At 60.2% G+C, this 24,183-nt stretch carries 15 protein-coding genes and 1 other RNA gene; 9 read left to right on the top strand and 7 right to left on the bottom strand.

Annotated features, from left to right (window positions below; translation table 11 throughout):
• The first annotated feature begins 52 nt into the window (after nucleotides 1–52).
• From ACILSE_RS14185 to ACILSE_RS14175, 3 genes are read left to right on the top strand one after another with little or no spacing between them, the layout of a single operon-like run.
• Nucleotides 53–1,507, top strand: coding sequence for a MotA/TolQ/ExbB proton channel family protein (locus ACILSE_RS14185; protein ID WP_395718062.1), 1,455 nt, complete (start codon nucleotides 53–55; stop codon nucleotides 1,505–1,507).
• A 30-nt stretch (nucleotides 1,508–1,537) separates the two neighbouring features.
• Nucleotides 1,538–2,470 (top strand): hypothetical protein, encoded by a 933-nt coding sequence (locus ACILSE_RS14180; RefSeq protein WP_395718061.1) that lies wholly within the window; start codon nucleotides 1,538–1,540, stop codon nucleotides 2,468–2,470.
• Nucleotides 2,471–2,473: 3 nt separating this feature from the next.
• Nucleotides 2,474–4,009 (top strand): hypothetical protein, encoded by a 1,536-nt coding sequence (locus ACILSE_RS14175; RefSeq protein ID WP_395718060.1) that lies wholly within the window; start codon nucleotides 2,474–2,476, stop codon nucleotides 4,007–4,009.
• 21 nt (nucleotides 4,010–4,030) lie between these two features.
• Here the strand turns inward: ACILSE_RS14175 and ACILSE_RS14170 are convergent, their stop codons facing one another.
• The 3 genes from ACILSE_RS14170 to cysS are packed head-to-tail and all read right to left on the bottom strand — an operon-like array spanning nucleotide 4,031 to nucleotide 7,412.
• The gene (locus ACILSE_RS14170; protein WP_395718059.1) at nucleotides 4,031–5,347 is read right to left on the bottom strand and encodes a DUF1552 domain-containing protein; all 1,317 of its coding nucleotides are present in this window, start codon (nucleotides 5,345–5,347) and stop codon (nucleotides 4,031–4,033) included.
• A gap of 42 nt (nucleotides 5,348–5,389) precedes the next feature.
• Nucleotides 5,390–5,992: a DUF1080 domain-containing protein gene (locus ACILSE_RS14165; protein ID WP_395718058.1), complete on the bottom strand. Its 603-nt coding sequence runs from the start codon at nucleotides 5,990–5,992 to the stop codon at nucleotides 5,390–5,392.
• A 16-nt stretch (nucleotides 5,993–6,008) separates the two neighbouring features.
• The gene (gene cysS / locus ACILSE_RS14160) at nucleotides 6,009–7,412 is read right to left on the bottom strand and encodes a cysteine--tRNA ligase (RefSeq protein ID WP_395718057.1); all 1,404 of its coding nucleotides are present in this window, start codon (nucleotides 7,410–7,412) and stop codon (nucleotides 6,009–6,011) included.
• A gap of 103 nt (nucleotides 7,413–7,515) precedes the next feature.
• Here cysS and ssrA point away from each other — a divergent pair.
• Nucleotides 7,516–7,867, top strand: a transfer-messenger RNA (tmRNA) gene (gene ssrA / locus ACILSE_RS14155).
• 92 nt (nucleotides 7,868–7,959) lie between these two features.
• On the opposite strand, the gene ACILSE_RS14150 is transcribed toward ssrA, so the two are convergent.
• Both ACILSE_RS14150 and ACILSE_RS14145 read right to left on the bottom strand, forming a co-directional pair.
• Nucleotides 7,960–9,330, bottom strand: coding sequence for an alkaline phosphatase family protein (locus tag ACILSE_RS14150; RefSeq protein ID WP_395718056.1), 1,371 nt, complete (start codon nucleotides 9,328–9,330; stop codon nucleotides 7,960–7,962).
• 81 nt (nucleotides 9,331–9,411) lie between these two features.
• A complete protein-coding gene (locus tag ACILSE_RS14145; protein WP_395718055.1) occupies nucleotides 9,412–10,761 on the bottom strand; it encodes a PQQ-binding-like beta-propeller repeat protein in 1,350 nt (449 codons plus the stop codon).
• Between the two features lie 6 nt (nucleotides 10,762–10,767).
• Between ACILSE_RS14145 and ACILSE_RS14140 the strand changes: the two genes are divergently transcribed.
• The 3 genes from ACILSE_RS14140 (at nucleotide 10,768) to ACILSE_RS14130 (ending at nucleotide 16,985) form a co-directional block, all read left to right on the top strand.
• On the top strand, nucleotides 10,768–11,904 hold the full coding sequence (locus tag ACILSE_RS14140; protein WP_395718054.1) for a hypothetical protein: 1,137 nt from the start codon (nucleotides 10,768–10,770) through the stop codon (nucleotides 11,902–11,904).
• Nucleotides 11,901–12,749 (top strand): phytoene/squalene synthase family protein, encoded by an 849-nt coding sequence (locus ACILSE_RS14135; protein WP_395718053.1) that lies wholly within the window; start codon nucleotides 11,901–11,903, stop codon nucleotides 12,747–12,749. Before ACILSE_RS14140 ends, ACILSE_RS14135 begins: the two co-directional genes overlap by 4 nt.
• Before the next feature lie 102 nt (nucleotides 12,750–12,851).
• Nucleotides 12,852–16,985, top strand: a complete 4,134-nt coding sequence (locus tag ACILSE_RS14130; protein WP_395718052.1) for a discoidin domain-containing protein — start codon at nucleotides 12,852–12,854, stop codon at nucleotides 16,983–16,985.
• 88 nt (nucleotides 16,986–17,073) lie between these two features.
• Here ACILSE_RS14130 and ACILSE_RS14125 read toward each other — a convergent pair whose 3' ends face one another.
• Both ACILSE_RS14125 and ACILSE_RS14120 read right to left on the bottom strand, forming a co-directional pair.
• The gene (locus ACILSE_RS14125; protein ID WP_395718051.1) at nucleotides 17,074–18,486 is read right to left on the bottom strand and encodes a DUF1501 domain-containing protein; all 1,413 of its coding nucleotides are present in this window, start codon (nucleotides 18,484–18,486) and stop codon (nucleotides 17,074–17,076) included.
• A 92-nt stretch (nucleotides 18,487–18,578) separates the two neighbouring features.
• Nucleotides 18,579–19,565, bottom strand: coding sequence for a malate dehydrogenase (locus ACILSE_RS14120; RefSeq protein WP_395718050.1), 987 nt, complete (start codon nucleotides 19,563–19,565; stop codon nucleotides 18,579–18,581).
• Between the two features lie 129 nt (nucleotides 19,566–19,694).
• Here ACILSE_RS14120 and ACILSE_RS14115 point away from each other — a divergent pair, with 129 nt between their 5' ends.
• Nucleotides 19,695–22,271: an Amuc_1098 family type IV pilus outer membrane protein gene (locus ACILSE_RS14115; protein ID WP_395718049.1), complete on the top strand. Its 2,577-nt coding sequence runs from the start codon at nucleotides 19,695–19,697 to the stop codon at nucleotides 22,269–22,271.
• A 113-nt stretch (nucleotides 22,272–22,384) separates the two neighbouring features.
• A complete protein-coding gene (gene lepA / locus ACILSE_RS14110; protein WP_395718048.1) occupies nucleotides 22,385–24,181 on the top strand; it encodes a translation elongation factor 4 in 1,797 nt (598 codons plus the stop codon).
• The last annotated feature ends 2 nt before the right edge of the window (nucleotides 24,182–24,183 follow it).

The raw sequence follows: 24,183 nt of genomic DNA, 5'->3' as shown, positions 1-24,183 counted from the left end.
CCGCTACGTAGTAGCGCGTCTGTTTTCAAACATCACCCAGGAGGAATCATCCGTGAAGTTCAAGTGCCCCACATGTGACATGCAGCTCAAGGCCGAGCCGGAAATGGCCGGAAAAATCGTCCGCTGTCCCGGCTGCAACACGAAGCTGAGCATTCCGGCCAGCGTGGCCGGTGCCCCGCCGCCTCCATCAAGCCTGCCCTCTCCCACCGGTCTTCCCGCGCCGAGCAGTGTCCAGCCGCCCTCTGATGCGAATGACGCGTTCGGGGCCGAGTATGAGCATGGTGCCTCCGCTCCGCCGCCGGAGCCGCAGGCTCCCGCGCCGACGAGCCAAGGTGAGCGTGGAGGCTGGGAGGAGAAAGACCCGACCAACCCGAACGGCTTCCTGTGCTTCGCCATCGGCTTTGTCATTTTCCTCACCTGGGTGGGCATTCTGTATCCCTTCCAGGCTCCTGAGGACACCCCGTCGGCGAAGTTCACGACGATGCAGTTTGTCGCGTCGCTGTTCTACAAGCACATGGCCGTCAGCTTCACGAACACGCTCTTTTTCACCTGGGCGATGTCGATCCTTTATCTCAAGCTGCAAAAGCTCAGCCACCAGCGCCAGGCCCTGATGCTCGACGTGCTGCCATGGGAACTGGGGGCGGAGATCAACCGCGACAATGTCGGTGCCTTCATCGATCACCTCTACAAGCTGCCGCACCGCCTGCGTGACAGCATGATGGTGAACCGCATCCGCAAGGCGCTCGAACTCTTCGAGGTGAAACAAAACGCCGGGGATGTCAGCCACATGCTCTCCAGCCAGTCGGAGATCGACGGCATGCGCATCAGCGGCAGTTACACGCTTACCAAGGCCTTCCTCTGGGCCATTCCGCTCCTGGGCTTCATCGGCACCGTCATTGGTCTTTCACACGCCATCGGCGGCATGAACTTCAGCGACATGGACGACCTCAAGCAGGTGAAGTCAACGTTGCAAAACGTGACCGGCGGCCTTGGCACCGCCTTCGACGCCACGCTGCTCGGCCTCGTGCTCGCCACGCTGCTGAACTTCCCGATGAACGCCCTCGCCAAGGCGGAGGATGACAACCTCAACACCATCGACGCCTTCTGCAACGAGGTGCTTCTCCCTCGCCTCAATGACGGCGGCGGCATCGCCGGGGGCGACACGAACGGTCTGATGGACACGCTCGTCAAAGCCGTCGCAAACTCGCAGAAAGAGTTCCTCACCGACCTCAACGCGCTGTCCAAGCAGATCAAGGAACAGGCCGACAACCTCGACAAACGCGCCGCCGCGCATCAGCAGCGCGTGGACGCCGAGTTTGCCACCGCGCTCAACCGCATGCGCGACGACCTCACAAACGCCGTGAAGGACAGCGTGAAGACCACCACCGATTACACGCGTGCGCTCGCCAGCGGCATCCAGTCTTTGAACACGCTGCTGTCCGAACTCGGCGGCAAGCAGATCATGATTCATCAGGTGAAGAAAAAAGGCTGGTTCAGCCGCGACTGACCAGGCAGCACCCGCTCACCCGCAACCGTCATGGCCAAGCACAAGAAGAAAGGCAGCGAAGAGATCCTCCTGATCCCCTTCCTGGACATTCTTTGCTCCCTGATCGGAGTGCTGGTGCTCATCATCGTCGTGCTCTGCGTCTCCATGACCGAGCAGACCGACGGCCGCCCGGAAGCCGAGGTGGAGATGGCGCAGGAGGCCAAGAAGCTGCGCAAGGAGATCAAGGAGCGCGAGGTCAAGGAGATCGTGCTCAAGGAGAAGATCGCCACGCTGGAGTCACTTCAGAAGCAGATCGATGAGAAGCAGCAGCGTTTCATCAAGCTACGCAAGCTCCTGACCACCTCGCAGGAGATCATGGACGCCAATCTCAAGATCAGCCAGCAGATGCAGAAGGAGCTCGACGACCTGCTCACTGAGATTTTCGGCCTCAAGGAGCAGCAGAAGGAAAGCCAGGCGGAGATCACGAAGCTCTTGGCCGAATTGAAGAAACGGCAGGTGCCCGCGGACAAGAAAATCCCGCCGGTGATCGTGCAGCCCTCCGGCAGCGGCATGCCGGAGGACACGAAGGCCTACTTCGTCGAGGCGGGCAGCGGCGCCTTGAAGATTTTGGGCGCATGGGGGGAGGATTATCGCCTGAGCGCCGCCGCCGAGGTGGTGGTCGCCGACGTGGCCTACAATCATTTTCTGACCGAGTTGGCCAAAAATCCGAAGTCCTTCATCTTGTTCCTCGTGCGTGATGATGGTCAGGGCGCCTTCAACAACGGAGCCGGTCGTGCCGAGAGTGACTACAAGATTCGAGTCGGCAAGCTGCCGGTTCCCGGTCGTGGCGTGCTCGATCTCGCCCTCTTTGAAAAATACCGCGGAAAAATCACGCCGCCTCCGGCCGCCGCCGCGCCCGCGCCTGGAAAGGCCCCGCCGCCCGCAGGCCCCAAGAAGGCTGAAGCACCGAAGAAAACCACCTGAACCATGCCCAAACACAAACACGAGGAGCAGGAACTGCCGTTCGTCGCCCTGATGGACACGATGACGAATGTCGTCGGCGTGCTCATCATCGTGCTCGTCATGGTCGGACTCAGCGTCGCTAACATTGTCAAAACGGTCCTTTCGGACCTCCCCCCCGTCACACCGGAGGAATTGCAAAAGCTCAAAGAACTGGCGCAAAAGAAGACGCCGCTGCCCACCGAGGATGAGGTGGACCAGAAGCAAAAGCAGGCCGAGACCGATCTCAAAAAAGTGGTCGAAGACCTCAAGACCGTCGATACCTCCGAATTGCAGTCCAAGATGAAGTTCATGGACCTGGATGCCTTCAAAAAGCAGCTCGAGGAGCGCAAAAAAGAGCGCGATGCCCAGAAGGCCTCCACCGACAAGCTGCTTGCCGAAGTTGAGCGGCTCAATGCCTTGCTGGATGAGACGCCGGAGTTCAAACCGCCGCCTCCCACCTACATCCGCCTTCCCAACCCGCGTCCGTATCCCGAAAAGCCGGATGAGACGCGCATTCTCGTCGCCAAGCAGGGCGTGCTCACGCTCAACCAGGCCAAGTTCCTCCAGCCCATCCTCGAAGGCATGGAAAAGGTGAAGTCGCAGCTCGAGTATCAGCGCGTCGAATACACACCCTTTGCTAAGTTGCTTGAGGCGCTGCTAGGATCGCCAGCGAACGCGCAGAAAGCCTGGCCGGAGATCGCAGGTCTCGTCAATCGCGTACAGATCGAGCAGGCGGCGCTGGCCTACAAGGCGCTGACTGCCGGTGGTCTGCCTGCCACGAAGCAACTTCTCGCAGCATTGGCCGACATCGCCCGTGTCACCGGGCAGCCCATGCAAAACGTGGCCGCCGCTGTCGTTACTGCGGCAAAAGGCGATGTCTCCGCATGGGTGAAGCTCGATCCATCCCGCGACCCTGCGAAACCTGTCATCAAGGCCGTATCCGCCGGTGGCAAGATCACCTTCTCCTGGGGCGCGAACACCCAGGAGGTCAAGGCCACGCCCAAGGATGTCGTCGGGTACTTCCAGGATCTCGCCAAGCTCAAGGGCATCGAGGACGCCAGCAAGGCGCGCACCATTTATGATGCCACACGCGTCGTCGCACTACTGCAGCGTGCGGCCGCCAATCCGCTGATCGCCGGTTCTTATGCTTTCGAGCCGAAGATCAATCCCGCTGGGAACCTCGTGCAACTCGCCCTCACGCCGAAGGGCGGAGGTGGCGAGACCATCGAGTCGATGAAGCAGCCGAACTCGGCTTACATCCGGCTCATGCGCGATATCAAGGCCGATCCCAGCGGCGTCGCTTTGTTCCAAGTCATGCCGGACGCCTTTGAAACCTACCACGAGGCGCGGCGTATCGCCGACGAGATCGGCGTTCCCGCAACATGGGAGTTTCTCGCCAAGCTGGACCTCACTCTCAACGTGTCCGGCTTCGAGGTGCAGCGCCTCACACCGACTCCGCCGGAGGATCCCAAGCTCAGGAATCGAGTTCGCATCGCCGCGCCGAAGAAGACGCTGGATTGATGATCGTGCGGAGAAGTCTGGTCACGCCAGATCTAGAGCTCCGCCCTCGCAAAGCTCCTTCCTGCCGAAGGTCTGCAAGTCGTGGCCCATCGCGTGTGCGACGGACATCCAGAGGCGGTTGTGAGCGGCCTTGTCGAATTTGAGGCTGCGGCCCATCTTGAAGCCGAAACCGCCGCCGACCATGACGTAGGGGATGTTGTCGAGCGTGTGTGTGTTGCCTTTGCCGAGCTCGTTGGTCCACACGAGGAGCGTGTTGTCGAGCATGGAGCCGTCTCCTGCAGGCTCGGGAATCTCGCTGAGGCGCTTCGCGAGATAGGCGAACTCGCCGGCGAACCACGTGTTGATCTTCATGAGCTTCTCGTAGCTGTCCTTCTTGTCGTCCGGATCGTGCGAGAGGCTGTGGTGCCCCTCCTCGACACCCAGCCAGCGCATCTGCGCCATGCCGACGCTGCGCATGTATTGCAGCGTGGCCACGCGGGCCATGTCGTTGGCGAGCGAGTTGACGAGGAGGTCGATCTGAATGCGGCTGATCTGCGGCGTGTTGTCGTTCACCAGTTCGATGCTGGGATCGACGGCAGGCACGGGATGCGTGAGCTTGCCCACCTTGTCCGCATCGGCCAAATCTTGTTCGAGGCTGCGCACGAGTGTCATGTGCTGGTCGAGCAGGGCTTTGTCGCGGGCGCTGAGCTTGTTCGACACGCGTTTCAGATCTTCGCGCACATCGTCGAGAATGCTGACGAGGCTCTCCTTGTCCTTCATCTTGCCATACACCTTCTTCAAAATCTGGTGCGGGTCGTCAATCGGTGCCACGGGCTGGTTTGGGCCCGCGTAGCTCATGCGTGTCCATGGGTCGGCACGGTCAGGGACAGCCACGCCGAACTCGAGCGAGCCAAAACGCGTTTTGGTTTCTTTCCGGCTCTGGAGGAAGTTTTTGAGCTCCTGGTCGATGGAGATGCTGCTGGCCCATCCGGCGGGATTTCCGCCGCCGCCCATGATGTTGCCCTTCATGAGCTCGTCGCAGGTGAGCAGGCAGCTCATGCCGCGCATGTGGCTGTCGCCATCGCCACGCACCTTGTTGGCAATGCCGTGGAGGACGAGCATCTGCTTCTTGAAAGGCTCCAGAGGCTTCAAGATGGATTTGAAACTGAACTCGCTGCCCTCTTGATCCGGCCAGAACTCGTTCGGCAGCGTGCCGTTCGGCGAAAACATGATGATCAGTCGCTGGCGCTTCTGCGGTGCAGGTGCGCCGGTCACACTGGGCAGGCCGGACAGGAAGGGGAAAGCCGCGGCGGAGACGCCGAGGTCGCGCAGGAATTGGCGGCGATGCAGGTGTTTCATAGGGGGTGAAACTGCTACGACGCCGGAGCGCTCTTCTTGCTCTCAGGGCAGCTCCTTGAGCTGGATATGGCGGTATTCCATCACGCCACGGTCGCCTTCGAGGCCGATGGGGCCGGTGGCGGGAAGCGCGAGCGCGGCTTCGAGGACTTCGCCATTGCAGGTGCAGTGCGCGACGCCGTCCTTCACTTCGACGATCATCTGGTTCCACTCCTGCGGCTTGTACTGCTTCAAATCCTTGTAAGGCCCGGCCACGAGGTAGTCGCGGCACTGGAGTTGCGGTTTGCGGATGAAGACTCCGCTGTCGGCGTTCACGCTGGCGCGGAACTCGAGCTTGAGCACAAAATTCTTCGGGAACTCGGCCACGGTGTAGAGCTGGCCGGTCAGTTTGTCCGCCTCGTTCGGGAAGGTGACCGCAATGGCTCCGTCCTTCACGATGTAGCGGCCAGCATCGGCGGCCTCCGTCTTGCCGTCGTGTTTCTCCAGGATTTTGCCCGGATTCGGATCGTCCTTCTTGGTTTTCTCTCGGAAGCACCAGCCCGTGAGGTCCTTCCCATTGAAAAGAGAGGTGAAGCTGGCTTCCGGCTGCCAGTCTTCGGCATGGAGCGTGGAAAGCGAGAGAACGACGAGGAGTGAGATGCTTTTCATGGTGGGTGGATGACTATTACTTCTGAACAACGGTGAATCCTTCTTTGCTGTCTTTGATCAGCCAGCCTGCGGCTTCGAGCTGTTTTCTTAAAGTGTCCGCCGTGGCCCAATCTTTGGCCTGTTTGGCATCCCAGCGCTGCTGAGCGAGTGTCTGGATGTCTTCAGGCACCTCGGCAACGACATTTTCGAGAACGCTAGGAAGCACGATGCCGAGAGCCCTCAGCATGAAATGCAGTCCATTGCGCACTGCGGCGGCTTCTTCGTTCGAGAGCGAGGCTGGCTTTAGCTTGTTGAGCACGCCAAAGATGCCGCCGAGGGCACCGGGGACGTTCAGATCGCTCAGCAGTGTGTCCCAGGCGTCTTGGAAGGGGCCGGGAGAGTTCGAGTGTTGGAGTGTTGGAGAAATGGCCGAGAGGGCTTTGTCGGCCTTTGCCAGCTTTTGCAGCGCTTGGCGTGCCGAATCGAGGCTGTGCATCGTGAAGTTCAGCGGAGCCCGATAGTGGCCGGAGATGAGCACGTAGCGCACCTCGGCGGCGCTGTAGCCACGCTGGGCGAGATCGGCCAGCGTGTAGAGATTGCCGAGGCTCTTGCTCATCTTGCCGCCATCAACCATGAGATGGGCGACGTGCATCCAGTGATGCGCGAATTTGCCGTGCGTGCTGCAGCAGCTCTGCGCGATCTCGTTCTCGTGATGCGGAAAAATCAAATCGACTCCGCCGCTATGCAGGTCGAAGTCCTCGCCGAGATACTCGAGAATCATCGCGCTGCATTCGAGGTGCCAGCCGGGACGGCCCTCGCCCCAGGGGCTGGGCCAGTAATTTGCGCCATCTTCGGGCTTCCGGGCCTTCCAGAGGGCGAAATCGGTGAGGGAATCCTTCGTGTACTCGTCGCTATCGGTCGCGCTGGCCGCTTCGCTGGCGCCAAGCCGCAGTTCACGGTCTTCCAGATGGCTGAGCTTGCCGTAATCCTTGAACGAGGAGACGCGGAAATACACGCTGCCGTCCGCAGCGGCGTAAGCGTGGCCGTTGGCGATGAGTTTTTCGATCATCGCGATCTGATGCGGGATGTGCGCCACGGCGCTCGGCTCGACTTGCGGCGGCAGCAGGTTCAGGGCGGCGCAATCGGCGTGAAATTTCTCCGTCCAGCTTCGGGTAAAGTCGGTGAGCGTCTGACCGGCCTTCTGGGAGTCGCGAATCGTCTTGTCATCCACGTCGGTGATGTTGCGCACGTGCAGAGTGGGCGTGCCCGAGGCTTCCACGACGCGCCGCATCACATCCTGCGCCACGAAGGTGCGGAAGTTCCCGATGTGCGCCGGACCATAGACCGTGGGGCCGCAGCAGTAGAAGCGCAGAGTTTTGCCGTCGAGCGGCTTCACTTCGCGGTCGGAGCGGGTCAGGGTGTCGTGGAGCTTGAGAGGCATGAGGGCGGGGAAATTGAATGACGAATGGGGAAAGTCGAATGCCGAATGAGGCAGAGCTTGCTCTTTCCGCCCAGGGCAGTATCTTCTACTCCCAACTTCAAACGGGGGCGTACTGGTTTCGACGGGTAGCCTTAGTTCGGAGCTGCATGCCGAGGATGATTCGTTGGCCTCGTTAATCACCGGATCAAACCAATAAATGTGAACTCTAACGAGCTCGCTCTCGCGGCTTAAGCCCCGCGACATCTTTCAGGCGATGTCTGGTAGCCTGAACGATGACACCACCAGGCTGGGCTGATGGCCGGGCGACCGGGTCACAGTCGAGATCAAACAGGACGCTGGGTGAAGAGCAGGCTGTCCCTCGTCGGCTCCCACCGAGATCAAATGAGTGACTGAGCATGGAGATGCTACGGGCACGGGTTATTCGGACAGGGGTTCAACTCCCCTCGCCTCCACCATTTTGATTTATATAAGTCTTTATTGTCGCAGCCTGTCATCTGACAGGCATCGCAAGCGTTGAGCTTTGGCTGAGGAGGCAAGCGGCGTTCGCTTATTTGAGAGCCTCGTCAAGCACACGACCGTCGGCACCGGGGAAGGGGAAGCCGAGGAGTTTCGCCATCGTCGGGGTGACGTCGATATTTTTCACCTCATCGAGCACGACGCCCTGTTTCACGCCTGCTCCGCTGATGACGATGCTTCCGTAGAGGTTGGGGTCGAGGTGGTAATGGCCGTGAGCACCCTTCGGCGGATCGTTCGGGATGATCACATCGTTATCGGCGAGCGAGTCAGTGAAGGTGTATCCGTCGCCTGCGAGCAATACGAGGTCGGGCTCGCGGCCGTCCTTGTCGGCGGTGAGGTGGTGGAGCTTGCTGTCGAAGTCCCTGGCTTCCGCCACGCCGCTCACACCTTTCAACTTCGCGAGTGTTGGCGTGATCTGCTTCAAAACGCTCTCGCGATTCGCTTCATCGAGCACATAGACGAAGCACGCGCCTCCCTCGGCCATGGCGAAGACCTGGGAATCGGGTGCGAGGTTCTTGCCGAGCACGGCTTTGACGAATCCTTCCTTCCGCAGCGCCGCGTTGGCGTTGATCGATTTCGTGAAGGTGACGAAACCGTGGTCGGTGGTGATGACAAAGGTCGTTTTCTCGCGAATACCGGCTTCTTCGGTGGCTCTAATCAGGTCGGCGACACGGTTGTCAGAGTCATTTGCAGCCCAGTAGGCCTCCGGCACCTGGCGGCCATGAGCGTGCTCGAACGAATCAAGACTGACGAGGTGAATCGCGAGGAAGTTCGGCTTGTGCTTCTTGATGATGTGCGTGGCGAGCAACGTGTACATGTAATCGCGCTGCGCCTTGCCTGCGTTGCCAAGTTTGCACCATTCCATCTGCTTTTCGACGGGGATGCCGGCGGCGCGAGCTTCCTCAAGCAGCGAAGGCGTGCCGTATTTCTCGAACAGCTCCTGCTCAAACACATCCGGCACGGTCCAGTCGAGTGTCTTGGCGCCGCGTGAGGCGGGCCAGATGACGCCTGCCGTGGTCAGGCCTGCGGCCTTGGCCGCGTCATAGATCGTGGGTGTCTTGACGATCTCGTCCTTGTTGAAGAGCGGATCGGGAATGAGCAGCACCTTTTTCCGCGTCGCACGATCAAAGTATGCGTTGGCGAGAACGCCGTGTTTTGCGGGATGCACACCGGTGACCAGCGTGGTGTGATTGGTCCAAGTCACCGTCGGAAACGAGCACTCCATCCGTTTCGCCCGCACACCATTCGCCGCGAGCGACTTCACCGCGGGCATGTGGCACTTGGGATCATCGAAATAATGATGCGCCCAGCCGTCGATGCTGACGAGGATGACATGCTCGCTCGGGGCCGCGTTGATGAGTGATGCGGTGGCGGCGAGGAGGGAGAGGGTGCGAGCGAGCATGGTAGGTCAGTGGTTCAGCAGGTCAGAGCAGGCGTCGAAGGATGCTGATCGACTGACCAAGTGTCCCACCGACGCACTGATTTACTTACCGACGCGATACAGCTTGTCCTGAGTGCGGATGAAGAGGCTGCTGTCGCTGACGGAAATGCTGGCGCGTACGCTATCGGCGTTGCCGTTCGGCTTGGAGCCATTGCCCATTTCGTTGACGGACAAAAGCTCGAACTTGTCGGTGTTCGCTTTGGCGACGTAAACCTCGCCCCAGAAGTTGATGCAATACACCTTGTCGTCGGCCACGGTCGGGCTGCTTTCGAATTTCGTTTTGCCACCGAGTTCGCCAGACCACACGACCTTGCCGGTCTTTGGCTCCACGCAATGCAGGGCTTTCTTGCCGCCATCGAGGACGTAGAATTTTCCTTTGTAGAAGGCGGGGGTGGGCACGTCGCTTGTCACGCCTTTGGGCTCGGTCTGCCACAGAGGTTGCGTTTCACCTTTCGCATCGAGTGGTATGGCGAAAACCGGCGAGTTCTTCGGCGCGCAGACGATGGCGATGCCGTCACCGGCCACCGGTGAGGGCACGAGGCGGAAGAACTTGTTGTAGCCGTCTCCTGGCGGGTTCCAGGTTGCGACGCGGGAGAATTCTTTACCCGTGACCGCATCGTGGATGGTGAGCGTGTCACCGCCGGAGATCAGCATGAGGCGCTGGCCTTTGTAGGTCGTGAAAACCGGGCTGCTGAAGGCTTCCAATGACTCCGTATTGGCCAGGGTGGGGCGGATGTGCTTCCACAGGTCTTTGCCGGTGGCCGGATCGATGGCGAGGATGTAGCTGCTCAGGTCCTTGCCCGGGGTGCCCTTCTCAAACTTGCCCTGGAAGGTGAAAGCCTCGTTGCGCTGGAGCACCTGGATGTAGAGCTTGCCACTGTCGATGGTCGGGCTGCTGCCGTAGGTCCACTGCGTGGCGAAAGCACCGTGCGTTTCCTTGAAGTCGCGCTTCCAAACGATCTTGCCGCTGAAATCGCAGGCTGCGGCGACGGCGTTGGCAAAGAGGAAATACACACGGTCTCCATCCGTTGCGGCCGAGGGGCTGGCGAGGTTGCTCTTGTCATCCCACTGCACCTCGGCGCCCTCGGAGATGGTGACACGCCATTTTTCGGCGCCGGTCTTTTTATCGTAGCACAGGCCGACGAGCTTCTTTTCGGCGGCGATGGGCGCGGTGATGAAGATATTGTCACCCCAGATCACCGGGACTGAAGCGGCGATGCCGGGAAGATCGGCCGCCCACTTCACGCCTTCAGACGTGCTGAATTTCGCCAGCAGGCCTGTTTCGCCGCTGGAGCCATCCTGGCTCGGGCCGCGCCAGTTCGGCCAGTTTTCAGCGAGAACGACAGATTGAATCGAAAGCGAGGCAAGCAGGAGCGCGGAGATGATTTTCATGGCGGAATGAGAGAAGCGAATACGCGCTGGCATGTCGAGATGTTTTCGCGAATTGATCGCCACGTTTTGAATCTCTCCCACTGGCAGGCAACAGCGCTCGCGCTCCTCGGCTTCATCGTCGGGCTGGCGCTGCATCTGCGCTGGCATCCTTTGCGGCAGTATTTATCGGACGCGTGGGATCTGCTGCGTCTGCGGCCGGCTTTGGTGCTTTGGGTGGCGGGAGCATCGCTGCTCGCCTCGCTTTTCGGCGACAGTCGGTCCACCTCGTATCCGCTGCTGCAAATCATGGATTGGAGCGAGTTGGTGGTGCCGCTGGCCCGCGACGCGCTGGCCCACCTCGCGCTGCTGCCGCACGCGCTGGTCCAGCCGTGGCCTTTGGCATGCGTCATTCCCTTTGTGCTCGCCATTCTCACGGTTCGCATCTGGCGCTGGCCCTACCGCTACGGAGAACGCCGTCCCGGCCCGGAGCAGAAGATCACGCTGCTGGCGTTCACGCTCATCGGTTTCGCCTGGCTGGCGCTCGAAGCGGCCACCTTGCCACGCATGCTGCCGGAGGGGGCGGAGTCGGTGAAACTGGGCTTGCGCTATGTATTCACCGCGCTGGCCTGTGCCGGCATGCAGGTGTGGCTGGCGCGTTTTGTCATCGCGTGGGAAAAACCTCGGGATACAGACTCTGAAAAGGATGCTGTCGCGGCATTGGAGAGCACGTTTGCACGTTGGCAGAGCGTGGCGTTTCTGGCGGCCTTCGATTTGCTGTGGCTCCTCTGGCGCCAGTGGCAGTTGAACATGCCTCAGGGCCTCGGCTTGTGGCTGTGGATCGAGTTGCTGCTGGTTTTCGCGGCATTGCCCGTTGCTGTGGCGGCGGTGCCCGGCCATTTCGGGCATCAAGGTGCCGTTGCGCTGCGCATTTTGCTGCGGGCGGCCCTGCCTCTGCTGCTCTTTGGCATCACCGCGATGTCGGTTTTGATTCTCTCCTTGTATGCGTCCGCTCTGGGGCGCGCGCTCGTGGCGGATTCCGCGCCATTGCGTGCGATCATGCTGCCGCTGGACGCATTGGTGCTTGCGATGCTGGATTGCTGGCTATTGCTGAGCGCTCTTCTCCTGATGTTGCGCCTCGGTTTCCCACGTTCTCCCACCGCATGACCAGCGGCACACTTTCCTCTGAACAGATCACGCGGCGGGCGAAGTCGAACTTGGCCTTCGCGCTCGCCTGCCTGCCGAAGGAGCGGCGGCGCGACATGATCTCGTTCTACGCCTTCTGCCGCGTTGTCGATGACATCGCTGACTCCACGGCGGCGGGAGCGGAAGAAAAAGAACGGGAACTCAACTTCTGGAAGCAATGTGTCGAGGAAGGCAGGCCGCCGGGGCATCCCGTGCTCGATGAGGTGCTCGTGCTGCCTCAGAAGTACGGCTTCCCGCGTGCGTGGCTTGGCGAGATCATTGACGGTGTCGCAAGCGACATCTCAAAGACCCGCTACGCCACGCTAGAGGAACTGCTTGGCTATTGTTACAAGGTCGCGAGCGTCGTCGGTCTCGTAAGCATCGAGATTTTTGGTCACACCAACCCCGCCACACGGGATTATGCCATCAACCTCGGCTACGCGTTGCAATTCACGAACATCATCCGCGATGTGGGCCAGGACGCCCGCGAGACGGGCCGAATTTATCTGCCGCAGAGCGAGCTGCGCCAATTTGGAGTGCTGGAGAGCGAGATTCTCGACGCGCGGCCGAGCGAGCGCTTCTTCAAGATGATGGACTTCCAGTATCGACGCGCTCGTGACTATTACGACGCCGCGCAGAAGGCGCTGCCACCCGAGGATCGCAAAAAAATGGTCGCCTCCGAGATCATGGCCGCCATCTACTCGCGCATCCTGGAGAAGCTCAAGCGTCAGAAGTTTCCTGTATTCACCAAGCGCTGCCGCCTCAGCAAGCTGCACAAGGTGTGGATTCTCGGCAGCCACCTGGTCAAGGCGCGGTTTGGACGCTGAGGAGCCCGGAGGTCCGCTCTCCTGGCTGGTTTTCGCCTCGACCTATACTTTTCTGATAGAAAAGCTGCCGTTTGTGCGGCTTCTGCGCCCCCGTTTTTTTCCATGCGCAGCCTTATTCTCTCCCTGCTCCTCGTTTCAGCCTCTCACGCCGCCGAGCCTCTCAAAGCTCTCCTGATCACCGGTGGCTGCTGCCATGACTACGCGAAGCAGCATGAGATCATCGCCAAGGGCATCCAAAGTCGCGCGAATGTGCAGGTGGATGTGATTTGGACCGATGACAAGTCCACGAACCCGCCGCTGCCGATCTACGACAAGGTGGATTGGGCGAAGGGCTACGACATCATCATCCACGACGAGTGCGCGGCGAGCATGAACAACAAGGAGACGCTCACCCGCATCCTCGACGCTCATAAAACCATCCCCAGCATCCAGCTTCACTGCGCCATGCACAGCTTCCGCACGGGCGAAGATCGCTGGTTCAAGCGCCTCGGCCTGCAATCGAACTCCCACGGCCCGCAGGAGCCCATCGCGATCACGTTTGTCGATAAAGAGCACCCGATCACGAAGACGCTCGCCGACTGGACCACGATCAAAGAGGAGCTGTATAACAACGCGAACCTCTTCGACGCCCATCCGCTCGCGATGGGCCGCCAGATGGTCAAAGGCAAGGCCGTGGACGCCGTTGTGGCATGGACGAACGAAAAGTCCGGTGCCCGCAGCTTCAGCACGACCATCGGGCACAACACCGAGACCGTCGCCGATGCTCGCTACCTTGATTTGATCACGCGGGGCCTGCTTTGGGCCTGTGACAAGCTCACGCCGGAGTTTCTGACGCCGTTCAAGGGGCAAAACAAAGTCACCTTTGTGCCCGCGAAGCCCGTCGAGGCCCCGAAACCCAAAGCTCCGCCGCCCGGGGCGACCAATGTCAAAGCCAGCGCCAGCAGCGAAGAATCAGGCAAGGAGAACTACGACTGGCGAGCCGTCGATGGCGACCTGAGCACCCGCTGGTGCGCATCCGGTGGGAGCAGGCCGCAGTGGCTGCAATTGGAGCTCGAAAAGTCAGCCAAGCTCAGCGCCATCCGCATCGACTGGGAGAGCACCAACAACGCCTACGCGCACTTCATCGAAACCTCCACCGATGGCAAAAACTGGACCCGCGCTGTCGATGCACCCAAGCCATCCCCTGGTGTCAGCCAGCACAGCTTCTCCAAGCCCATCGACACCCGCTTCGTCAAAATCACCTGCACCGGCACCAGCCAAGGTGGCTGGGTCAGCATCCGCGAAGTGCAGCTCACGGGCGAAGGCATCAAGGCCATCGCGCCGAAGCTCAACGACGAGCAAAAGAAGGCCTACATCAAGGCCACCGATCCCCACAAAGACAGCGGCAATGTCACGCCGAAGATCGTGAAACTCACGCCGGAGGAGGAAGCGGCCATTTTGAAGGACGTGAAGGTCGCCGAGGGCTTTGAGGTCACGCTTTTCGCGAACAGCGCCGCGGCGAACTACCCCGTCTTCGTCTCCGCGGAGCCGGATGGCACGCTTTACGTTTCCTCGGACGGTAATGGCTCGCTGGGCCGCAATCCGAAGCGCGGACGCGTCATCCGCCTGCGCGATCTCGATGGCGATGGCCGCGCGGATGAGACGAAGGTCTTTTGCGAGGTCGATGCGCCGCGTGGGCTCGTGTGGGATCACGACCGGCTCTACCTCGTGCATCCGCCGCACCTCAGCGAGTTCATCGATGCCGATCACGACGGCATCGCGGAGAAGCAGAACATCCTCGTGAAGGACATCGCGTTTGGTTACAAAGACCGCCCCGCCGATCACACCACGAATGGCCTCAGCCTCGGCATCGACGGCTGGCTTTACATCGCGGGTGGTGACTTCGGCTTCATGAAAGCCACCGGCACCGATGGCAAGACGCTCCAGCATCGCGGTGGAGGCGTCATCCGCGTGCGTCCGGATGGCACCGGCCTCGAAATCTACTCCACCGGCACGCGCAACATCCTCGAAGTCGCTATCAGTCCGCTGATGGACATCTTCGCCCGCGACAACACGAACGACGGCGGTGGCTGGAACGTGCGCTTCCACCACTTCACCGGCCTCGATGACCACGGCTACCCGCGCCTCTACAAAAACTTCAACGACGAGTGCATCCAGCCCCTCGCCGACTACGGCGGCGGCAGCGGTTGCGGCGCGGTTTACATCGACGAACCCGGCTTCGGCGCTTGGAACAATGCCCCCTTCACCTGCGACTGGGGCAGCGGTGCTCTCTGGCATCATCAGGTGAAGCCCAAAGGCGCAACCTTCGAAGAAACCCGCAAGCCCGAGCCCTTCATCAAAATGACCCGCCCCACCGACGCCGATGTCGATGGCATGAGCCGCGTCTATTGCGCCAGCTGGAAAGGCGCGACGTTTGATTGGGCCGGACCGGATGTCGGTTACATCGTGCAGGTGAGGCCGAAGGGCTTCAAAGCCGAGCCGCTGCCGGAGTTCGCGAAGGCGAAGGATGAGGACCTGGTGAAGGTGCTGGATCTCACCCAGCCGCAGAGCTATCGCCGCCGCATCGAAGCGCAGCGTGAGTTGCAGCGTCGAGGCAACAAGCAGGCGGACGGCTATCAGGCTCAGTATGCCTCGCTGCGCAAAGCGGATCGTAATCAGGTGGCTTCTCTCAAAGAGAAAGCCTCGGATGATGAAGTCATCGCGGCCATTGCCCATGCCGATCCGGTCATCTCGCACACAGCGATTCGCGCTGCCGCTTCTCGTCAGCTCTTCAAGCAAGCCTTTGCCGCTCTCGATGGCTCCAGCAGTGATCGCGCAGGCATCCTGCGTTCACTCGCGATGATGCACGAGACTGACGTCGTCTCCGGTCTGATTGAGCGTTTCAGCAAAGCCACCGATCCTGCGTTGCGCCAAGGCATCCTCGGAGCGCTCAGCCGCCTCCATTTCAAGGAAGGCGAGTGGAAGGGCGATTCGTGGGGCACGCGGCCGGACACGCGCGGGCCGTATTACCAGCCGGAGGCCTGGAACGAGACGCCGAAAATCGCCTTGGCGCTAAAGGACGCGCTGGCGAAGTCCTCGCCGGAGGAAGCTGCCTTCTTGGTGAAGGAACTGAACCGCAACCGCATCCAGTTCAACGAAGCGCAGCAGCGCATCCTCGCTCTGGCGAAGCAGGACCCGAAGGTGCTGCCGGAGCTGGCCGCGCAGATGGCCGGCGCGGAGGAGATTCCAGCGGAAGCCGTGCCGCTGCTCGTCGGACTCGTCCGACAGGTCGGACCCGTCGGAGCGACGGCGCTCTCGCAAGCCATCATCGCCCTTTCAAAGACCGACAGCGCCGAAGGCGTCTCCGCCACTCTTGTAGCCTTGGGAACACTGAAGAAGCTCCCGGATTCCGGCAAGGATTACGATGCGGCCACCAACGCGTTCTTCAATGCGCCGAAGCTCGAAAATCATCATCAACTCGTCGAGCAAACGGCGGAGAAGATGGACGGCACGGCGTCGCTTTATGCCGATGCAGCTCTGCTGAACCTCGCCAACCGCAAAACGGGCAGTCCTGAGTCGATGCAACTCTCGCAGAAAGCACTGGACGTCGGCTGGGCGGATGCGAAGCGCCGGAAGCAGATCGTGGAAGCGATTGGCCTGATCAAACACACGCCTTCGGCAGCCAAGGTGCTTGCCGCGCTGAATGACTCGGATGTGGCAGTGAAGAAAGCGGCGGAGAACGCTGCGAAGACGATGCGCCTGAACCTGGAGAAAGACACGACACCGCTGGTCAGCTCGCTGAAGCCCGAGGAAGTGCTCGCCAAAGTCGTCGCGATGAAAGGCGATGTCACGACGGGCGAGATGGTGTTCACGAAGGCCACCTGTATGGCCTGCCACACGACGAAGGAATCTGAGCCGCAGAAGGGGCCGTATCTCGGCAACATCGCGCAGACCTACAAGCGTCCCGATCTGGCCCAAAACATCCTCGATCCGAACAAAACGATCGCCCAGGGCTTCGCCAGTGAGGTGATCACGCTGAAGGACGGCACGCAGCAGATGGGCTTCATCACGCTGGAGTCCGCTGACAACGTGAAGCTGCGCAATGTGGCCGCGCAGGAGTTTACCTTCGCCGTGAAGGACATCAAAAGCCGCCAGAAGCTGCCGATCTCGATCATGCCGCCCGGATTGGCGAACAACCTCACGCTGCGAGAGTTTGCGTCGCTGCTCGATTACCTTGAAGCGCTGGCGAAGAAGTAGCCCTGATTGAACAGGAGCTAACAGAGGCAACGGAGAGTTTCTGATCTCTGTTTTCTTTGTTTTCTCCTGTAAAAATCTGCCACGTGGATCAGGCGATCACTTCTTTGACCACATGGCCATGCACGTCGGTGAGGCGGAAATCGCGACCAGCGTGGCGGAAGGTGAGTTTTTCGTGATCGAGACCAAGTTGGTGGAGTATTGTGGCATGCAGGTCGTGCATGTGGACTTTGTCCTCGACGGCCATGTGGCCGATGTCGTCGGTGATGCCGTGCGAGAAACCGGATTTGAAGCCACCACCGGCGACCCAGACGGTGAAGCCGAGTGGATTGTGATCGCGACCGGTGCCGTTTTTCTCGGCGTAGGGCGTGCGGCCGAATTCGCCGCCCCACCAGACGATGGTGTCTTCGAGCAGGCCGCGTTGTTTGAGATCGTAGAGCAGGCCGGCAATGGGTTTATCGACCGCAGCGGCGTGGTCGCCGTGCTTGGGCAGATTGGAGTGCTGATCCCAGGCGGGGTTGTTGGAATTGTCGCCGTAATTGACTTGAATGTAGCGCACACCTTGCTCGGCAAGGCGGCGGGCCATGAGGCACTGGCGGCCGTAGTTGTCGGTGGGCTTTTCGTTGATGCCGTAGAGCTTCAGCGTGGCCTCGGATTCGCCGCTGAGGTCCATGACGCCGGGGGCATTGGTCTGCATGCGGGCGGCGAGTTCGTAGCTGCGGATGACGGCGTCGATCTCAGTGTCGCCGGGCATCGCTCTGGCGGCCTGCTCGGCATTGAGGGAGCTGAGGAGGCTGAACTGCTTGCGCTGCTGCTCGGGCGTCCAGATCGTGTTCGTGATGTTTTTGATGGTGGATTCCTTCGCCGGAAGGCCGCTACGGCCCACGGGTGTGCCTTGGAAGATGGCGGGCAGGAAGGCGTTGCCGTAGTTGCGCGGACCACCATTGCCGAGCGACGGGCTGATGGTGACGAAGCCGGGCAGGTTCTCATTTTCCGCGCCCAGGCCATACATGACCCAGGCACCCATGCTGGGACGGATGAAACTCGTGGTGCCTGTGTGCAGGAACAGCGTGGCGGGGCCATGAGCGACGCCTTCGGTGTGCATGCCGTGAAAGAAGCACAGGTCGTCGATGTGCTGATTGATGTTCGGGAAGAGATTCGAGGCCCAGTGGCCGGTTTCGCCGTGCTGTTTGAAGTCCCAGAGCGGCTTCATCACGCGCTGGAGAGCGCCTTTGCCTGTCTTGGCCACAGCACGTGAATCGGCGACTTCGATGATCTTGCCGTCGTCTTTCAAAAGGCGCGGCTTGTAGTCATACGAGTCCACATGGCTGACGCCGCCCTGCATGAAGAGGAAAATGACGCGCTTGGCCTTCGGCTGATGATGGGCGCGTTTGATGGCGAGCGGGTTCGCCAGCGCGGCCTGACTTTGTGCCATGGCCTGCCAGGCCAGATAGCCGAAACCACAGCCGGTGGTTTGCAGGAAGTCGCGTCGGGTGGAAAACATGTGGCCTAAACGTGGTGAGGGAGGGGGATTTCGCCAGAAAAAAGCCCCATGAGCCACGAGGGCACATGGGGCGAAGTTTCAATCCAGGTGACTTACTTGATCATGTCAGCCACAAAGGAACGCTCATCAACGAGCTCCTTGTTCGTGGCGGCGATCTTCGACTTGGCGAAGTCGTCCATCTCGTAGCCGGTGATGACTTCGTAGCTGCCCGGAGTGGTGGTGCGCACGGGCATGCCAGCCCAGACTTCGGGGTCGAAGCCGTAGAGGCCGTTGCTCTTCACCGCGACAGAATGAATTGCGCCCGGAGTGACGAGCGAGCGGACGTGATCGACGAGGGCGTTCGCGGCGGAGGCGGCGGAGGAAGCGCCACGAGCGGCGATGATGGCCGCGCCACGCTTGCCGACGGTTTCGCAGAAGGGACCTTCCAGCCAAGCCTTATCGTTGATGACGGAAGCTGCCGACTTGCCGCCGATGGTGGCGTGGGCGAAGGCGGGGAACATCGTGGGGCTGTGGTTGCCGTAGATGAAGATGTCTTTTACCTCGGTGAGATCGACTCCTGCTTTTTGCGCAAGCTGGGTCTGAGCGCGGTTTTGATCGAGGCGCACCATGGCGGTGAAACGATCCGGCGTGAGGCGCTTGGCCTGGGAGGCGGCGATCATGCAGTTCGTGTTCGCCGGATTGCCGACGACGGCGACGCGGGCGTCATCTGCGGCGACCGCGTCGATGATCTGACCTTGGCCGATGAAGATCTTGCCGTTGTCCTTGAGCAGATCGGCGCGCTCCATGCCTGGGCCGCGGGGCTTGGCGCCGACGAGGAGGCACCAGTTGGCATCCTTGAAGCCGACAGCAGGGTCACTGGTCTGCACGATACCTTTGAGCAGCGGGAAGGCGCAGTCGTCGAGCTCCATCGCGACACCGGCGAGGGCGGCCATTGGCTTTTCAAACGGAGCCTCGATGAGCTGAAGGATGACCGGCTGGTCGGGACCGAACATGGCGCCAGAAGCGATGCGGAAAAGGAGGGCGTAACCAATTTGACCGGCGGCGCCGGTGACTGCGACTTTGATAGGGGCTTTCGACATGGTTTGGAGAGGAAGAACAGTCATCAGAGCAAGATGAGGCTTCAGGGCAACTGCGGGGTGTGATTCGTGGCAGAAAATGCTTGGGCGTCGGGCGGAGTCCTGTTATAAAATTGGTTTTCCAAAATTTTGATGCTCCCAAAGCCCATCCTAAAACGCCCCCCTTCTGGATTCCTGCCTGCTATGAAGAGCTGCGGGATGGCTGTCTGTGTGTTATCCGGTTTCATGTCTTTTGTGCAGGCGCAGCCCTCTTCGGTAGCCTCTCTTGCCCAGGCAGAGGCACGTCGCCGGGCCATCCAGGTGAACAAGGCGGCTGATGAGATCGGCCGGGGTTATCAGTTGATCGAGGAACGCAAGGTGGAGGAGGCTTTGGCTGTCTTCACGGCGACTTACCAGTCGCTGCCGAACATCCCGTTGGCCCAGGAGCATCGCCTGGCTGCCAGGAACGGCTATGTGGTGGCAGGCTGCCTGCATGCCCAGGAACTCGCTGCCAAGGGGAATTTGGAGGAGGCAAACAAACTGATCGAGCAACTGCTGGCCGCAGATGTGGCGCCGAATGACGCCAGGGTGCTGGCGCTGAAGAAGCGTCTGGCCGACCCGGATCGTTTTCCTCCCGCATTGACCGAAAAACATGTAGCAAATGTGCAGGCTGTGCAGGCCTTGTTGCTCAAGGCGAACTCATTTCTCGAACTCGGCGACCTCGACAAGGCGATTTCCACTTATCAGGACGTGCTGCGCATTGACCAAGCCAACTCGACAGCGCGTCGTGGCATGGAGCGCGCCGAGCAGGAAAAACAGCGGTATTACAAGGCAGCCTACGACCAGCAGCGCTCGAAGATGCTGAGCGCCGTGGACAAAACCTGGGAAGACCCGGTGCCGCTGGCTGGCCAGGATGTCAGTGGCATGTTTGGTATTGCTCCCGAATTGCGCGGCAGCACGCAGTCCGGCAGGGAGACGATCACCCAGAAACTGCGCAGCCTAGTATTTCCCACGGTGGAATTCGCAGGAGCCACCCTGGAGGAGGTGGCGGAACTGCTGCGAGTTCGCAGTCGTGACCTCGACCCGCAGGGCAAGGGGGTCAATTTCATCCTGAATCTGCCGCCTGAGGCCAGGGGCAAGCCGATCAGCCTTACGTTGCAAAACGTGCCGATGGAGGAGTTGCTGCGCTATGTGAGCGAGATGTGCGGTGTGACCTACAAGGTGGATGAGCATGCCGTGACGTTTGTTTCCCTCAGCGACCGCAATAACGCCATCATCACACGTGCTTTCCGCGTGCCGCCGGACTTTATTCAGAACGCTCCTGCGGCCGATCCCGGGGCTGCTCCCGCGGACCCTTTTGCCAACAACCAAGCGCCCGCCGCAGGCGGGATGACAGCGCGTCGCATGGGCGCTAAAGAATTCCTGGAGGCACGTGGTGTGGCTTTCCCGGAAGGAACCAGCGCAAGTTTCAACGCGGCCACCAGCATGCTGACCGTGCGCAACACGGTGCAGAACATGGACCTGGTGGAGTTGCTCGTCGAGCAGGCGACCAAATCGGCACCCAAGTTGGCGGTAATCCAGGTGAGGATGATCGAGGTGAATCAGGAGAACCTGGACGAGCTTGGCTTTGACTGGCTGCTAGGTGGGGCTGGGATGAATGGCAACAATGTGTTTGCCGGCGGTGGCACCTCCGGCAGCGGCACGCCATTTTCTGCCGTCAATTATCCATTTGGCAGTCTTGCCACAGTGCCTGCTGTTTTCGCAGGTGCCCAACAAGTTTTTCCTGCGCAAAACATCAATAATGCAGTTGGTGGCCCAAATGTCGTTGGCATAGCGCCGTTAAACGGCGGAGGTGGTGGTCCGGTCACATCCGGCATCAGGTCGGGATCTTTTGCCACAGGTCTCAATTCATTGGACAGTCTTCTGCAGACTGGATCAGCCAACGCCTCGCAAGATGTGGCCCCCGGCATTCTATCTGTCGCTGGTGTGTTCACGGATCCGCAGTTTCAGACCGTTCTACGCGGACTTGCTCAAAAGAAGGGCATAGATGTCAATGCATCACCAAGTGTCACAACCAAAAACGGACTCAAGGCGACTGTCGAAGTCACCCGGGAACTCATCTATCCAACCGAATTCGATCCGCCGCAGCTTCCTCAAGCGGGCGGGGGGGGGATTGGTGGCGGCGGAACCTCGGCGCTAATCGCCACGCCGACGACCCCTACAGCTTTTGAAATGCGCAAAACAGGTGTGGAGATCGAAGTCGAGCCTGTGATTTCGGATGATGGCACTGTGGAGCTATCAGTCACGCCTTCGCTAACGGAATTCGAGGGTTTCGTGAATTATGGCTCGCCCATTTTTTCCCCAGCTGGCTCGACTTTTCAGATTCTCACATTGGGGGCCGGCGGCCAGACTATCATTCCGTTCCTTTCTCCTGAGCGCCTTCTTACCCCGAACAAGATCCTCCAGCCGATTTTTAAATCACAAAAGGTCACCACAGGGGTGAAGGTTTGGGATGGAGCCACTGTGGTGCTTGGTGGAGCTAAGGTGCAACGGCACACTCTTGTAAATGATCAGGTTCCCATACTCGGAAACCTGCCTTTTGTTGGAAGGCTTTTTCGCAGTGAGGTCAAAAAGACCGATACAAAGAATATCATCATCTTTGTCACTGTGAATGTGGTCGATCCTTCCGGTCAGAAGGTCAATCGCACCACGGCTGCCGTGAGTCCTTGAGTGGCTGGTGGTAGGTTCGGGGATCAGGGGGAATCATTCTCGCGCAAGTATCCTGCATTGCATTCCAAGCGGCTCTAGCCTAGGTACACCGCCCTCCCGCCAGACCCTCCCGAATGTCCATCGCCAATACCCGCAACTTCTCCATCATCGCGCACATCGACCACGGGAAGACCACTCTCTCCGACCGCCTTCTCGAGTTCACGAAGACCATCACCGTGCGGCAGCAGCAGGACCAGCTCCTCGATGCGATGGATTTGGAACGCGAACGCGGCATCACCATCAAGGCGCATCCGGTGTGCATGAACTATAAGGCCCGCAACGGCCAGATGTACAAGCTGAACCTGCTCGACACCCCCGGCCACGTCGATTTCAGCTATGAGGTCAGCCGCTCCCTGGCCGCTTGTGAGGGGGCCCTGCTCCTGATCGATGCCTCCCAGGGCGTCGAGGCCCAGACGGTGGCCAATTTGAACCTCGCGATGCAGCAAAACCTGCACGTCATCCCCGTCATCAACAAGGTCGATCTCCCCAGCGCCGACATCGAAAAGTGCAAGCGCCAGCTCGAGGACATCCTGCAGCTCCCCGCCGATGAGGCCGTGCCCGCCAGCGCCAAGATGGGCATCGGCATTGAGGACATTCTGGAGGCCATCGTCGCCTACATCCCGCCGCCAAAAGATCCCGGTGATGGCTACCTCCGTGCCTCCGTCTTCGATTCCGTCTTCGACGCCTATCGCGGCGTCGTCAGCTATGTGCGTGTTGTCAGCGGCACGATTGTTCGCGGACAAAAAGTCCGCATGATGTCCACCGGTCTCGATTACGAGATCAAGGACGTCGGCATCTTCCGCCCGAAGATGACGACCTGCGAAAAGCTCGAGGCTGGCGACGTGGGCTACCTCATCGCCAACGTGAAGACCACCGCCGACGTGAAAATCGGTGACACCCTCACCGAGACCCGCAAACCCGCTCCCGAGCCGCTCCCTGGCTTTAAAGAAATCCACCCGCTCGTCTTCAGCGGCATCTACCCGGTCAGCACGGACGACTTCGAGGCCCTCAAACTCGCCGTCGGCAAGCTCCAGATCAACGACGCCGCCTTTACCTTCATGAGCGAAAGCTCCGCCGCCCTCGGCTTCGGCTTCCGCTGCGGCTTCCTCGGCCTCCTGCACATGGAAATCGTCCAGGAACGCCTTCGCCGGGAGTTCAACATGGACGTCATCTCGACGTATCCGTCGGTCATTTACGAGGTCCGCAAAACCAATGGCGAGGAGATGATGGTGGATAATCCCACCTTCCTCCCCAGCGCCCAGGAGATCGACGAGATCCGCGAGCCGATGGTCAAGGTGAACATCATGATCCCCAACGAGTACATCGGTGACATGATGCAGCTCGTCATGGACAAGCGCGGTCAAGTGAACAACACCGAGACGCTCGACGACCGCCGCGTGCTCCTGCACACCGTGATGCCGCTGAATGAGATCCTCGTGGACTTCAACGACAAGCTCAAATCCATCACCCGCGGCTATGGCAGCATGGACTACGAGCACGCCGGCTACCAGGCTGCCGAGCTTGTCAAAATGGACATCCTCATCGCCGGCGACCCCGTCGATGCCTTCTCCTGCATCGTGCATCGTTCGAAGGCCGAGTCCCGCGGCCGTCAGCTCTGCGGCAAGCTCAAGGAAGTCATCCCGCAGCAGCTTTTCGTCGTCGCCATCCAGGCCGCCATCGGTGGCAAGATCATCGCGCGTGAAAGCATCAGCGCCCTGCGCAAAGACGTCACCGCCAAGTGCTACGGCGGTGACATCAGCCGCAAACGCAAGCTTCTCGACAAGCAGAAGGAAGGTAAGAAGAAAATGAAAGCCATCGGGAAAGTGAACATCCCGCAGGAAGCCTTCATTGAAGTTTTGAAGAACAACTGACC

It is taken from the genome of Prosthecobacter sp., from assembly GCF_044236155.1.
Taxonomy (GTDB): domain Bacteria; phylum Verrucomicrobiota; class Verrucomicrobiia; order Verrucomicrobiales; family Verrucomicrobiaceae; genus Prosthecobacter.
Note: the sequence above shows the minus strand (reverse complement) of the source record. Positions and strands in the feature narration are given on the sequence as shown.